The organism is Streptomyces sp. NPDC104202, from assembly GCF_055584185.1.
In genome coordinates this window covers 49,436-62,209 of sequence record NZ_JBVJMN010000053.1, presented here as the reverse complement: position 1 = coordinate 62,209, position 12,774 = coordinate 49,436, and the positions used below count along the sequence as shown (strand labels likewise).

The 12,774-nt window shown below is 74.0% G+C and carries 14 protein-coding genes; 5 read left to right on the top strand and 9 right to left on the bottom strand.

Translation table 11 applies throughout. The annotated features are described in order from the left end of the window. The first annotated feature begins 137 nt into the window (after positions 1–137). Both ACZ60W_RS28340 and ACZ60W_RS28335 read left to right on the top strand, forming a co-directional pair. Positions 138–1,082 (top strand): cytochrome c oxidase assembly protein, encoded by a 945-nt coding sequence (locus tag ACZ60W_RS28340; RefSeq protein ID WP_469758214.1) that lies wholly within the window; start codon positions 138–140, stop codon positions 1,080–1,082. 191 nt (positions 1,083–1,273) lie between these two features. Then, on the top strand, positions 1,274–1,483 hold the full coding sequence (locus tag ACZ60W_RS28335) for a hypothetical protein (RefSeq protein ID WP_469758216.1): 210 nt from the start codon (positions 1,274–1,276) through the stop codon (positions 1,481–1,483). 26 nt (positions 1,484–1,509) lie between these two features. Here ACZ60W_RS28335 and ACZ60W_RS28330 read toward each other — a convergent pair whose 3' ends face one another. After that, the gene (locus ACZ60W_RS28330; protein WP_469758213.1) at positions 1,510–2,541 is read right to left on the bottom strand and encodes a DUF3048 domain-containing protein; all 1,032 of its coding nucleotides are present in this window, start codon (positions 2,539–2,541) and stop codon (positions 1,510–1,512) included. Positions 2,542–2,619: 78 nt separating this feature from the next. Between ACZ60W_RS28330 and ACZ60W_RS28325 the strand changes: the two genes are divergently transcribed. Further along, on the top strand, positions 2,620–3,339 hold the full coding sequence (locus ACZ60W_RS28325) for a lysophospholipid acyltransferase family protein (protein WP_469758215.1): 720 nt from the start codon (positions 2,620–2,622) through the stop codon (positions 3,337–3,339). A gap of 64 nt (positions 3,340–3,403) precedes the next feature. Beyond that, positions 3,404–4,441 carry an NAD-dependent epimerase/dehydratase family protein gene (locus tag ACZ60W_RS28320; RefSeq protein WP_469758212.1) on the top strand — a complete coding sequence of 346 codons (1,038 nt, stop codon included), beginning with the start codon at positions 3,404–3,406 and terminating at the stop codon, positions 4,439–4,441. Positions 4,442–4,495: 54 nt separating this feature from the next. Here ACZ60W_RS28320 and ACZ60W_RS28315 read toward each other — a convergent pair whose 3' ends face one another. The 8 genes from ACZ60W_RS28315 to ACZ60W_RS28280 form a co-directional block, all read right to left on the bottom strand. After that, positions 4,496–6,073 carry an alpha/beta hydrolase gene (locus tag ACZ60W_RS28315; protein WP_469758211.1) on the bottom strand — a complete coding sequence of 526 codons (1,578 nt, stop codon included), beginning with the start codon at positions 6,071–6,073 and terminating at the stop codon, positions 4,496–4,498. A 169-nt stretch (positions 6,074–6,242) separates the two neighbouring features. Continuing rightward, on the bottom strand, positions 6,243–6,986 hold the full coding sequence (locus ACZ60W_RS28310) for an urease accessory protein UreD (protein WP_469758210.1): 744 nt from the start codon (positions 6,984–6,986) through the stop codon (positions 6,243–6,245). Next, entirely contained in the window at positions 6,983–7,660 is a 678-nt protein-coding gene (gene ureG, locus ACZ60W_RS28305) for an urease accessory protein UreG (RefSeq protein ID WP_469758209.1), read from the bottom strand. Before ureG ends, ACZ60W_RS28310 begins: the two co-directional genes overlap by 4 nt. A 41-nt stretch (positions 7,661–7,701) precedes the next feature. Continuing rightward, entirely contained in the window at positions 7,702–8,367 is a 666-nt protein-coding gene (locus ACZ60W_RS28300; RefSeq protein WP_469758208.1) for an urease accessory protein UreF, read from the bottom strand. 10 nt (positions 8,368–8,377) lie between these two features. Then, positions 8,378–10,099 (bottom strand): urease subunit alpha, encoded by a 1,722-nt coding sequence (locus tag ACZ60W_RS28295; protein WP_469758207.1) that lies wholly within the window; start codon positions 10,097–10,099, stop codon positions 8,378–8,380. Next, the gene (locus tag ACZ60W_RS28290; protein ID WP_469758206.1) at positions 10,092–10,451 is read right to left on the bottom strand and encodes an urease subunit beta; all 360 of its coding nucleotides are present in this window, start codon (positions 10,449–10,451) and stop codon (positions 10,092–10,094) included. Before ACZ60W_RS28290 ends, ACZ60W_RS28295 begins: the two co-directional genes overlap by 8 nt. A 14-nt stretch (positions 10,452–10,465) precedes the next feature. Further along, positions 10,466–10,768 carry an urease subunit gamma gene (locus tag ACZ60W_RS28285; protein ID WP_366301044.1) on the bottom strand — a complete coding sequence of 101 codons (303 nt, stop codon included), beginning with the start codon at positions 10,766–10,768 and terminating at the stop codon, positions 10,466–10,468. A gap of 163 nt (positions 10,769–10,931) precedes the next feature. Continuing rightward, positions 10,932–11,564, bottom strand: coding sequence for a TetR/AcrR family transcriptional regulator (locus ACZ60W_RS28280; RefSeq protein ID WP_469758205.1), 633 nt, complete (start codon positions 11,562–11,564; stop codon positions 10,932–10,934). Between the two features lie 103 nt (positions 11,565–11,667). On the opposite strand from ACZ60W_RS28280, the gene ACZ60W_RS28275 reads away from it, so the two are divergent. Next, positions 11,668–12,672 (top strand): ABC transporter permease, encoded by a 1,005-nt coding sequence (locus ACZ60W_RS28275; RefSeq protein ID WP_469758204.1) that lies wholly within the window; start codon positions 11,668–11,670, stop codon positions 12,670–12,672. The last annotated feature ends 102 nt before the right edge of the window (positions 12,673–12,774 follow it).

Below are 12,774 nucleotides of genomic sequence, written 5' to 3'. Positions count from 1 at the left end.
ACCCCCCCCCCCCGTCAGCCTTCTCGTGACTCTCTCCCCCCCCTCCCCCCCCCCCCCCCCCCCCCCCCCCCCCCCCCGGGGGCGGTTCTAGTCTGGTGCGGACAACAAGCGCGAATCGGGCTCCAGGAGTACTCACGATGGATCACAGCGGGCACGGCATGACCACGGATCTGCCGCCGTTCACGCTGGGGCGGGGCCTGGAGTTCTCTCCCGACCTCTTCTTCCTGGTCGGCTGCCTCACGGCGCTCGGTCTGTACGGCTGGGGCGTGGCGCGGCTGCGGCGGCGCGGGGACGCGTGGCCGGTGAGCCGGACGGTCTTCTTCGCCGTCGGCGTGCTGACCGTCGCCCTGGTGACGTGCACCAGGCTGAACGACTACGGCATGGTCATGTTCAGCGTGCACATGGTGCAGCACATGGTGATCTCCATGCTGTCGCCGATCCTGCTGCTGCTGGGAGCGCCGGTGACCCTCGCGCTGCGGGCGCTGCCGGTGGCCGGCCGGGGGTCGACGGGGCCGCGCGAGCTGCTCCTGAAGCTGCTGCACAGCCGGTACATGAAGGTGATCACGCACCCCGGCTTCACGATCCCGATGTTCATCGCGAGCCTCTACGCGCTGTACTTCACGCCGCTCTTCGACTTCCTCATGGGGTCGAAGCCCGGGCACATCGGCATGATGGTGCACTTCCTGATGGTCGGCGTGGTCTTCTTCTGGCCGATCATGGGCGTGGACCCGGGGCCGCACCGGCCCGGTTACGTGATGCGGATGCTGGAGCTCTTCGCGGGCATGCCGTTCCACGCGTTCTTCGGCATCGCGCTGATGATGGCCTCGGAGCCGATGGTCAAGGCGTACGAGAACCCCCCGGCCTCGCTGGGGATCGACGTGCTCACCGACCAGAACGCGGCGGGCGGCATCGCCTGGGCGTTCAGCGAGATCCCCTCGGTGCTGGTGCTGATCGCGCTGGTCTACCAGTGGTACCACTCCGAGCAGCGGCAGGCGGTCCGCAAGGACCGGGCCGCCGACCGGGACGGGGACAAGGAGCTGGAGGCGTACAACGCCTACCTGGCCTCGCTCCGGAGCCGCTGACGCCGGCCCCCTCAGCGGACCTCTCCGGGTCCGGTGCCGCACGCGGCGCCGGGCCCGTTGCGCGTTCCGGGCGCGGACACGGCCCGTGCACGGGCGCACGCCGGAGCGTCCGGGGAGTAGCGCGCGCCCCCGTGCGGGGGTCACGATGGGCAGGAGGCTTCCACGACCCCGGTCGGGAGGAGGGCGGACGCATGTCCGGACCCACGAAGACGATGGCGATGCTCACCTGCGCGGCGCTCGTGCTGACGACGGCCTACACGGTCGCGCTCGGCAGCAGCGGCTGGCTCTGGTTCGGTCTCATGGTGCTGATCGTGGCCACGATCGGCATGGCGGCCGCCGACAGCTCGGTGCCGGAGTCCCCTCGGCGCTCCCGCGGCCGGCCCGGCCCGACGCGGCCCTGAGCCCGGCCTGATCGGCGGGGCACCCCCTAGCGCGGCGCCAGGACCACCCAGACCTGGCCCGGCGCGAAGGGCAGCGGCGCACCGGCGGGGGTGGTGAAGGTGGTGCCCGCGTCGGCGGTGGGCCGGGACCAGCGGGCCTCGTGGGCGCGCCCGTCGCGCAGGACGAGCGCGGTCCCGCTGCCCACGGTCTCGGTGTACGGGGAGACCGAGCCGAACCGGTCGTGGAAGGCCGAGGGACGGACGGTGACCCGCTGGACGACGACCGTGGCGGGCCGGACCGGTCCGGTGTCGGTGGCCCGGGCCTCGCGGCCGTCCATCGCCACCCGCCAGGCGCGGTCCGCTGCGGACCAGGTGAAGGTGTAGCGGGCGGCCGGGAAGAGGGCGGTGGACGAGACGACCGCGGTGCCGCCGGCCGGGGCCGGGCCGAAGCGGAAGCCGATGTCCCGTGCGTCGCCCGCGCCCGGATCGGTGGCGAGCGCGCGTCCGGGCCGCAGGTAGAGGTTGTGCGGGGCGGGGCGCTCCGGGGAGCGGAGGAAGACCTGGGGCGCGGTGGTCTCGGTGACGGGGTGGAACGGCGCGGCCCGCAGCAGCGGGTCGAGGGCGGACTGCGCGCCGGAGTAGGCGAGGACGGGCTCGCCGAAGGGGCGGAGCAGGGAGATGTCGGACTCGCGGGCGCTGCGGACCGGGCCGACGCGGTCGGGGAGCCGGGAGGAGTAGACGGCCAGCAGCCGTGTCACGCCCCCCTCGACCTGTTCGACGTAGACGAGGTCGGCGGCGCCGAGGCCGGTCTGGGGGCGGGCCGCGGTGACGTTGTCGATCTTCACGGCGACGACGGGCGCGGGCCTCGCCGGGAGTCCGGTGAACGGCGAGCGTCCGGGGGCCGTGGTGGTGGACGGGGCCGTGGGCGTCGCGGTCCGCGGGGTGGAGGGAGTGGCGGTCGGGGTGGGACGGGGTTCGGGGCCCGATCCGGAGCAGCCGTACAGCCCGGCCGCCGTCAGCGCGCACAGGAGCGCGGTGAGGGCGCGGCCGGGGCGTCTGGTTCCGTGCTCGCCGGTCATCGTGACGCTCCCCCACCAGTGGACCACGGGCCCGCGCACGGATACAACGGGACCGACGACGACGAACGGGGGCCGCGGGTGTTCTACCACCTGATGAAGCACGTACTGCTCGGACCGCTGCTGCGGCTGCTCTTCCGGCCGCGGATCGAGGGGCTCGAGCACGTCCCGGAGGAGGGCGCGGCGATCGTCGCGGGCAACCACCTCTCCTTCTCCGACCACTTCCTGATGCCGGCGGTGCTCGACCGCCGGATCACCTTCCTCGCCAAACAGGAGTACTTCACGGGCCCGGGCCTCAAGGGCAGGCTGACGGCCGCGTTCTTCCGGGCCGCGGGCCAGATCCCGGTGGACCGGTCGGGGAAGGAGGCCGGCCGGGCGGCCATCCGCGAGGGGCTCGGGGTGCTCGGCCGGGGCGAGCTGCTCGGCATCTACCCGGAGGGGACCCGCTCGCACGACGGGCGCCTCTACAAGGGGAAGGTGGGGGTGGCCGTGATGGCGCTGAGCGCCGGGGTGCCGGTGGTGCCGTGCGCGATGGTCGGCACGTTCGAGATCCAGCCGCCGGGCAAGGTGGTGCCGCGGATCCGCCGGGTCACCATCCGCTTCGGGGAGCCGCTGGACTTCTCCCGGTTCGCGGGCCAGGCCGAGGAGCGGGCCGTGGTCCGCGCGGTCACCGACGAGATCATGTACGAGATCCTGCGGCTGTCCGGCCAGGAGTACGTGGACGACTACGCGGCGGTGGTGAAGGCGGCGGAGGCACCGGAGGACGGGTCCTCCCGGAAGTTCCCGCGGGGGGAACGCTGAGGGCGGATCCGCGCACGGCGCAATCGCCCCGGCCGGCCCGCGCGGGACCCGTAGCGTCGCGGTCATGACCAAGGGACACGCTTTCGTGCTGGGTGCGTCGGGACAGGTGGGGCGGGCGGCCGTGCGGGCCCTCGTCGCGGACGGATGGGAGGTGACGGCCGCATCGCGGCGGGGCGGCCGGGACGCGCGCTGGAGCGAGGAGGTCCGGACGGTGCGGCTCGACCGGACCGAGGAGGGCGCGCTCGCCGCGGCGCTCGGCGACGGGGTCGACGTGCTGGTGGACATCGTCGCCTACGACGGCGCGCACGGGCGGCAGTTGACCGGGCTCGCCGACCGGATCGGCTCGGCGGTCGTGGTGTCGAGCGGCGCGGTGTACGAGGACGAGCGGGGCCGCAGCTTCGACACCCAGGACCGGCCGGACGGCTTCCCCGCCTTCCCGGTGCCGGTGGCGGAGGAGTGGCGGACAGTCGCACCGGGCGACACGACGTACAGCTCCCGGAAGATCGCCCTGGAGCGGGAGTTGCTCGCGGCGGGCGGGGCGCTGCCGACGACGCTGCTGCGGGCGGGCGCGATCCACGGGCCGTTCTGCCCGGGGCCGCGCGAGCTGTGGTTCGTCAAGCGGGTGCTCGACGGGCGGAAGGTGCGCCCGCTGGCGTTCGGCGGCACGTCGCGCTTCCATCCGGCGCACGTGGACAACCTCGCGGAGATCGTCCGGCTCGCGGCGGCGAGGCCGGGCAGCCGGGTCCTCAACGGCGCCGACCCCGAGGCGCCGACGGTCGCGGAGATCGGTGCCGCGATCGACGCGGTGATGGGGGCCGGGACCGAGTCGGTGCTGATCGACGGGGCGCCGCCGGAGGGTCTGGTGGGGCTCACCCCGTGGACCGCGGAGCATCCGGTCGTCTACGACATGACGGCGGCCGAGCGGGAACTGGGGTACCGGCCGGTGGTGTCGTACGCCGGTTCGCTGCCCGGGACGGTGGAGTGGCTCACCGGACGGCTGGCGGGCCGGGAGTGGCGGGACGCCTTCCCCGGACTCGCGAGGTACGGAGTGGACTTCTTCGACTACGCGGCGGAGGACGCCTGGCTGGCGTCCCGGGTGTGAGCGGAGGGGCGGCCGTCGGACGGCCGCCCCTCCCTCATGCCGCGGTGCGGGCCGTCACGGCTGCGGGGCGGCGTGCGGAGCGCACGTCTGGTCCCTGGCGTCCAGCTGACCGGTCAGCAGGTACGCCTCGACCTTGGTGTTGAGGCAGGGGTTGACCAGGTTGGTGATGCCGTGCGAGCCGGCGTCCTTCTCCGTGATCAGACGCGAGCCCTTGAACCGCTTGTGCAGCTCGACGGCGCCCTCGTACGGGGTGGCGGCGTCGCGCTCGGACTGGGTGATGAGCACGGGCGGCAGACCCTTGTTCGTCTTCACCACGGTCGGCCGGACGCTCGGTCCCGACCAGGTCGCGCACGGCAGGTTCATCCAGGCGTTGGCCCAGGTCATGAACGGGTACTTCTGGTGGAGGCGGGAGTTGTCGCGGTCCCACTTCTTCCAGCTGGTCGGCCACGGGGCGTCGGCGCACTCGACCGCGGTGTAGACGGCGTTGCCGTTCTCCGAGGCGATGTTGCCGGCCGTGTCGGTGAGGTCCGCGGCCGCGTTGTCGATCAGCGGCTGCGGGTCACCGGCGGCGTACGCGCTCCACGCCTCGGCCACGGGGGCCCACATGGAGTCGTAGTACGGCGCGTTCTGGAAGAAGCCGATGAGCTCCGCCGGGCCGACCTTGCCGCCGAGCGGCGCCTTCTTGGCGGCGGCGCGCAGGGTGGTCCACTGCTGCCGGACCTCGGCCAGGGTGTCGCCGAGGTGGTAGGTGGCGTCGTTCTGGGCGACCCAGGTCATCCAGTCCGTGAGCCGGCCCTCGAAGGCGATGTCCTGGCCGAGGTTGGCCTCGTACCAGATGTTGCGCGTCGAGGGGTTCACGACGCTGTCCAGGACCATGCGGCGGACGTGCGTCGGGAACAGCGTGCCGTAGACGGCGCCGAGGTAGGTGCCGTACGAGACGCCGACGAAGTTGAGCTTCTTCTCGCCGAGGGCGGCGCGGACGACGTCGAGGTCGCGCGCGGTGTTCGGCGTGGTCATGAAGGGCAGCATGTCGCCGCTCTTCTCGGCGCAGCCCTTGGCGTACGCGGCGGCGAGCTTGCGCTGGGCGAGCTTGTCGGCCTCGCTGTCGGGGACCGGATCGGCCTTGGGGCCCTTGACGAACTCGGTCGGGTCCACACAGGAGATGGGGGCCGAGTGGCCGACGCCGCGCGGGTCGAAGCCCACGAAGTCGTAGGCCTTGGCGGCGTTCGCCCAGATCTTGTTGTTGGTGGTGACCCGGCGCGGGAAGCGGAGGCCGGAGCCGCCGGGCCCGCCCGGGTTGTAGAGCAGGGCGCCCTGGCGCTCGGCCGGGGTGCCGGTGGACTTGATGCGGTCGACCGCGATCTTGATCTTCTTGCCGTTGGGCTTGGCGTAGTCGACCGGGACGCTGACCCAGCCGCACTGGATCGGCTTCTCCAGGCCCCAGTCCGCCGGGCAGTCCTGCCAGTCGATGCCCGTCTGGGCGGCGCGGGCGGCGGCGACGGCGACGCCGATCGACTCCGCGTCGCGCAGGTGCCGGCTGTCGGCGCTGGCGGCCGGGGCGGCGATCGCGCCCGCGACGAGCGTGCCCGCTATCAGAGTGCCGGCCGAACCGAGCACTGCGGTACGTCTCAATGGTCCTCCCCCAGGGTGGGCGCCGCCCCCGTGGCGGCGCCGCGTATCGGGTTGTCCGGGGGATCCTTTCGTCCCTGGGGCGCACGATGAAAGAGCGAACGCCTGTTTCTTTGCCGAACCAATAACCGGTGAGGGGTGTACCGCTGAGCGGTACACCCGCCGGAGCGGGTCAGAACGGGGCGAGCTCGGCCAGAGCCGCGTCGAGCACGCGGCGCAGCTCCCGCGCGTCGGGGGCGACGGCCGTGACGAGGGCGGCGGGCCCGGCCAGCGGGGTGACGGCGGCCCGCTCCCCCAGCGGCCGGGCCTCCACCGGCTTGTCGGCGAACCCGGGCTCGACGACGAGGAGTTGGCCGGTGGCACGATGGCCGCCGAGCACCGCCCCGCCGTCCCAGCCGCCGGGGGCGCCCGGCCCGAAGGCCAGCTCCTGGTCGAGGAGCGGGCGGCCGGACCGGCGGACGGTGAGCCGGGTGACGAGGGTGCCGGACGGTTCGCCGTGCCGGCCGAGGACCTGTTCCTCGCGCAGGACCAGCCGCGCCGTGGGGGCGAGTTCGACCACGGTCCGCATCCGCAGCTCCGAGCCGTGCACGGAGACCAGCTGCTCGGGCAGCCAGCGGAGCCGGCCGTCCTCGCCGACGGAGATCCGCACGTCGTACGCGGCCGGCTCGGCGCTCCGGCCCGGCAGGGCGAGGGTGGCGGCGGCCGAGTCGACCAGCAGCCGGGCCCCGTCCCGCACCTCGGCCTCGATCGCGAGCCGGTCCCCGCCGAGCGGGGCGCTCATCGCCCCGACGACGGTCACCCGGGTGTACGGACCGGTGCCCCGGGTGCGGCGCAGGGCGAGGGGCCCGTCGCTGACGAGGAGCGGGAGCCCGCCGTCGGCGGCCGCGGCGATCCGGGCGGTGGCGCGCAGGCTCACGCGGTCCAGGCCCCCAACTGGGCGCGGACCCAGTCGGCGACGGGGCCGACGCCGTTCTCGGCGCGCAGCGAGGTGAAGGCGACGGGCAGCTCCCCGCGCTGCTGCTTGGCGTCGGCGGCCATCCGCTCCAGGTCCGAGCCGACGTAGGGGGCGAGGTCGGTCTTGTTGACGACGAGGAGGTCGGCGGTGGTGACGCCGGGCCCGCCCTTGCGGGGGATGTCGTCTCCCCCGGCCACGTCGATCACGAAGATCTGGGCGTCGACGAGTCCCCTGGAGAAGGTGGCGGTGAGGTTGTCGCCGCCGGACTCCACGAGGATGAGGTCGAGCGGTCCGACCGTCTCCTCCAGGTCCTCGACCGCTTCGAGGTTGGCGGAGATGTCGTCGCGGATGGCGGTGTGCGGGCAGGCGCCCGTCTCGACGGCCTGGATGCGCTCGGGCGGCAGGACCGCGTTGCGGAGCAGGAACTCGGCGTCCTCGCGGGTGTAGATGTCGTTGGTGACGACGGCGAGGGAGAGGGTGTCGCGCAGCGCGCGGCAGAGCGCGGCGACGGTCGCGGTCTTGCCGGAGCCGACCGGGCCGCCGAGCCCGATGCGCAGGGCGCGGCGGGTGCCGTCGGGACGGTGGGCGTCGGCGGAGACGGCGCCGTGGTGGGGGTGGCCGTGGTCGAGGTGCATGGGGCGGCTCCGTGAGGGCTTCGGGGGGGGTGGGACCGGGGTCAGGACGCGAAGAGGCGGACGGGCCAGGCCGCGTGCTGTTCGGCGGTGATGTCGAGGAGGGGCGCGGAGGCGGCGGGCAGGGCGTCGACGCCCCGCCGGGCGGCGGCCGCCGCGTCCGCGGCGACCCGGTCCATCTCGGGCGCGAGGCGGGCGAGGACGGCGGTGGCCTGGTAGGGGTCCAGGCCGAGGAGGCGGACGACGGCCGTCGCCGGCCCGCCGACCGTCTCGTACGCGACGCAGTGCGCCGCGTCCTCCGGGCCGAGTCCGGCGGACCGGGCGGCGACGCCCAGGACGACGGGCTGATGGGCTCCGCGCGGGAACGCGGCTGCCAGCGCGTCGAGTTCAGGGCCCGGCCAGGTGGCGCGGGCGGCCCGCATCAGCTGCCGGCCGAGCCGCCGGGCGGCGGCACGGAGGGCGGGCGAGGGCGTGCGGGCGTCCGCCGCCGCGTCGAGCTCGTCGGGGTCGAGGCCGTGCGCGGCCCCGGCGGCGAGTGCGGCGGCGGTCAGGCCCGTGGTGTGCAGCCGCCCCCGGCAGAAGGACTCCAGACCGGCGGCGTCGGTGATCCGGCCGGCCCGGACGGCGGCCTCGGCGCCGCCGGAGTGGGCGTGTCCCCCGGCGGGGAAGCGCCCGTCGGCCAGGACGAGGAGGGCCGATCGTGAGGTCATCGGAGCCCCGTCAGAAGAGGAAGTAGCGCTGGGCCATGGGCAGTTCCGCGGCCGGTGCGGGCTCGACCGGTTCGCCGTCGATGCGCACCGAGAAGGTGTCGGCGTCGACCTCGACCCGGGGCAGGGCGTCGTTCTCGCGCATGTCGGCCTTGGTGACCCGGCGGGTGGAGCCGATGGCGGCGAACTCCTTGTGCAGCCCCAGCCGTTGCGGAAGGTCGTCGTCGATCGCGGCGGAGGCGACGAAGTTGACGGAGCCGGCCGCCGCCGCCCGGCCGAGGGCTCCGAACATCGGCCGGGGGAGCACCGGCTGGGGGGTGGGGATGGAGGCGTTGGCATCGCCCATCTGCGCGTACGCGATCTGGCCGCCCTTGAGGACGGTGAGGGGCTTGACCCCGAAGAACGCCGGTTCCCACAGCACCAGGTCGGCGAGCTTGCCGGGCTCGACGGAGCCGATGAGGTGGTCCATGCCCTGGGCGACGGCCGGGTTGATCGTGTACTTGGCGACGTAGCGGCGGGCCCGGTGGTTGTCGGCGCGGCCGTCGCCGGGCAGCGCCCCGCGCCGCTTCTTCATCACGTGCGCGGTCTGCCAGGTGCGCATGATCACCTCACCGATCCGACCCATGGCCTGGGAGTCGGAGGAGATGATCGAGAGGGCGCCCAGGTCGTGCAGGACGTCCTCGGCGGCGATCGTGGAGGGGCGGATACGGGACTCGGCGAAGGCCAGGTCCTCGGGGACGGCCGGGTTCAGGTGGTGGCAGACCATCAGCATGTCGAGGTGTTCCTCGATGGTGTTGACGGTGTGCGGCCGGGTCGGGTTGGTCGAGCTCGGCAGGATGTACGGCTCCGAGACGACGGTGATGATGTCCGGCGCGTGCCCGCCGCCCGCGCCTTCGGTGTGGTACGCGTGGACCGTGCGGCCGGCGATGGCGGCGAGGGTGTCGCCGACGAAGCCCGCCTCGTTCAGGGTGTCGGTGTGGATGGCGAGCTGCGCGCCCGTCTCCTCGCAGACGTCCAGACAGGTGTCGATGACGGCCGGGGTCGCCCCCCAGTCCTCGTGGATCTTGAACCCCAGCGCTCCGCCGCGCAGCTGGGAGTGCATGGCGTCGCGGGACATCGTGTTGCCCTTGCCGAGCAGACCGATGTTGACCGGGAAGGTGTCCAGGGCCTCGAACATCCGGGCCAGGTGCCAGGGACCGGGCGTGACCGTGGTCGCCTTGGTGCCCTCGGCCGGTCCGGTGCCGCCGCCGACGAGGGTGGTGACCCCGGTGGCGAGCGCCTGCTGCACCACGGTCGGGGAGATGAAGTGGACGTGCGCGTCGACGGCTCCGGCCGTGACGATCCGCCCGTTGCCGACGATGATCTCGGTCTCGGGCCCGATGACCAGGTCCGGGTGGACGCCGTCCATGGTGTCCGGGTTCCCCGCCTTGCCGAGGGCGGTGATCCGGCCGTCCCGGATGCCGATGTCGGCCTTGACCACGCCCCAGTGGTCGATGACCACGGCTCCGGTGATCACCGTGTCCGGTGCCCCCTCGGCCCGGGTGGTCCGGGCCTGGCCCATCGACTCCCGGACGACCTTGCCGCCGCCGAACACGGCCTCCTCCCCCGCCCGGCCCGGACCGCCGCAGCGGTCCTCCTCGATCTCGACGAGCAGATCGGTGTCGGCCAGGCGGATGCGGTCGCCGGCCGTCGGGCCGAACAGGTCGGCGTACACGGCGCGATGCAGTTCAGGCACGGGAGGCTCCGTTCGCGTCCGGCTCCGCCGCGGGGGCGGGAGCCGGTTCCAGGGATCCGGCGACGGCGCCACGCAGGCCCGGCACGACCCGGCGGCCGGCCAGGGGCACGAGCTCGACGTCGACGGGGATGCCGGGCTCGAAGCGCACGGCCGTCCCCGCGGCGATGTGCAGCCGCAGGCCGTACGCGGCGGGCCGGTCGAACTCCAGGCCGGGGTTGACCTCGGCGAAGTGGTAGTGGGAACCGACCTGGACGGGCCGGTCGGCGGCGTTCAGCACGGTCAGACGGGTGACGGGGCGCCCCTCGTTGAGGACGACGGGTCCCTCCCCGTGGAGGATCTCTCCGGGAATCATCGGCGGCCGCCCGCTCAGACGATCGGGTCGTGGACGGTGACCAGCTTCGTGCCGTCCGGGAACGTCGCCTCGACCTGCACGTCGTGGATCATCTCCGGGATCCCGTCCATCACCTCGGCCCGGGTCAGCACCTTCCGCCCCGACGCCATCAGCTCCGCGACGGTCCTCCCGTCCCTCGCCCCCTCCAGGATGTGCGAGGTCAGCAGCGCGACGGCCTCCGGGTGGTTCAGCAGCACCCCCCTGGCCCGCCGCTTCTCCGCCACGTCCGCCGCCACATGGACCAGCAGGCGCTCCTGCTCGTGCGGGCTCAGTTGCACTCTTCCACCTCACAGTCGTCGACCGGGACGCCACCCGGACAGCTGCGGACCCTACCCACCGTCAACACCTTGTTGAACAGCCCGGATGCGGTGCGCGGCGAGACATTGCACGTTAGGGCGGAAGTTTTTCCGGCTCGTTAACTGCGCCTTTGCGTTCGCATGATCATCGGATCGGCCGGACGTCCACGGAGGCGGACATGGACATGAGTCCGCGCAGCCCGTCCTCCAGGACGTCCACGCTCACGTCGCCGAACAGCGCCTGCTGGGCGATGAACCCCTGGGCGGTGGCGATGAGCGTGCGGGCCACGTGGTCGGCGGGGACGTCGGCGCCCATCAGGCCGTTCTCCCGGTAGGCGGCCACCAGGTCGGTCCAGGCGGCCCGCATCCCGTCGTACCCCTCGGCCAGGGCGCCGGCCAGCTCCTCGTTGCGCAGCGTCTCCGTCCACACCTGGATGATCAGGCGCGCGAAGTCCTGCCGGTCGGCACCGGCGATCCGCTCCTCCAGGACGAGCCGCAGCACCGCGCCGAGGAGGACGTCGGGGGTGGGCGGCGGCGTGGCGCGGGACGCCTCCTCGAAGGCGCTCCGGATCGCGGCGAACGCCTCCGACGCGATCGCCGCGATCAGTTCCTCCTTGCCGCGGAAGTAGCGGTAGACCGCCCCGGCGGACAGGCCCACCTCGGCGAGCACGTCCTGCATGGAGGAGGCGTGGAAGCCGGTGCGCGCGAAGCAGCGGGCGGCGCCGTCGAGGATCTGGCGCCGCCGGGCGTCGAGGTGTTCCTGGGAGACACGAGCCATGGCCCGAAATCTAAAACGAATGTTCATTCTTGACAAGCTCCGGGCTCCGGCGCACAGTGACGGACGTAAAACGAACGATCCTTCTCTTTGAATCGAGACCGCCATGCCCACCGCCACCGCCTCCTCGGACCCCGCAGGGCGCAGGACCCTCGCGGTGTTCGTCCTGATACCGGTCGTCGCGGCCCTGGCCCTCTCCGTCTTCGCCTGGCCGGCCGCCCGGCTCGCCCCCCGCGACCTGCCGCTCGGCGTCGCCGGGCCGCCCGCCGCGGCCGCCGCCGTGGAGAAGGGGCTCGAAGGGCACGGGGGCGCCTTCGAGGTGCACCGCTACCCGGACGCCGGCGCCGCCCGCGCGGCCGTCGAGCATCGCGACGTATACGGCGCCGTCGTCGTCACCGCCGGCGGCACGGAGCTGCTGACCGCCTCAGCGGGGGGCCCGGTGGTGGCCGGGCTGCTGCGCGAGGCCGTGACCGCCCGGACGCCCGCCGGTACGCCGGTCAGGGTCACGGACGTGGTCGCGGCGCCGGCGGCGGACCCCAGGGGCGCGGCGTTCGGCGCCAGCCTGCTGCCCCTCGCCCTGACCGGGGCGGCGACCGGCGCGGTCACGGTCCTGCTGGGACTGCGCGGAGCCCGCGCGGCCGCGGCCCTGACCGGGGCGGCGGCGCTCGCGGGAGTGACGGGCGCCGCCCTCGCCGACAGCTGGCTCGGTGTGCTGACCGGCGACTGGTGGACGGAGGCCGGGGTGCTGGGCCTGACCGTCCTGGCGATCGGTGCGGCCTTCGCGGGCCTCGCCACCCTGCTCGGCCCGCGCGGATTCGGACTCGCGGCCGTCCTGACGATCCTGGTCGGCAACGCCTTCTCGGGAGTGACGAGCGCGCCCGAGATGCTGCCCTCCGGCATCGGCGCGCTGGGGCAGTGGCTGCCGCCGGGCGCCGCGGGCTCCGCCCTCCGCTCGGTGTCGGCCTTCGACGGGGCGGCGGCCGGACGGCCGATCCTCGTCCTCTCCCTCTGGGCGGCCGCGGGCCTGGCCCTCACCGTCTTCGGCGGCCGTCGCCACCGGGCGGCGGAGACGCCTGCCGTGACGGCGCCCGCGCCCGTGCTCGCGGGCTGAACGCTCCCGCCCCCGAGCGGGGGGGGGGGGGGGAGGGGGGGGGGGGGGGGCGGGCTCCGCCGCCACTCCCATACGAGGGGCGCGGGGGTGGGTGGTGTGTGG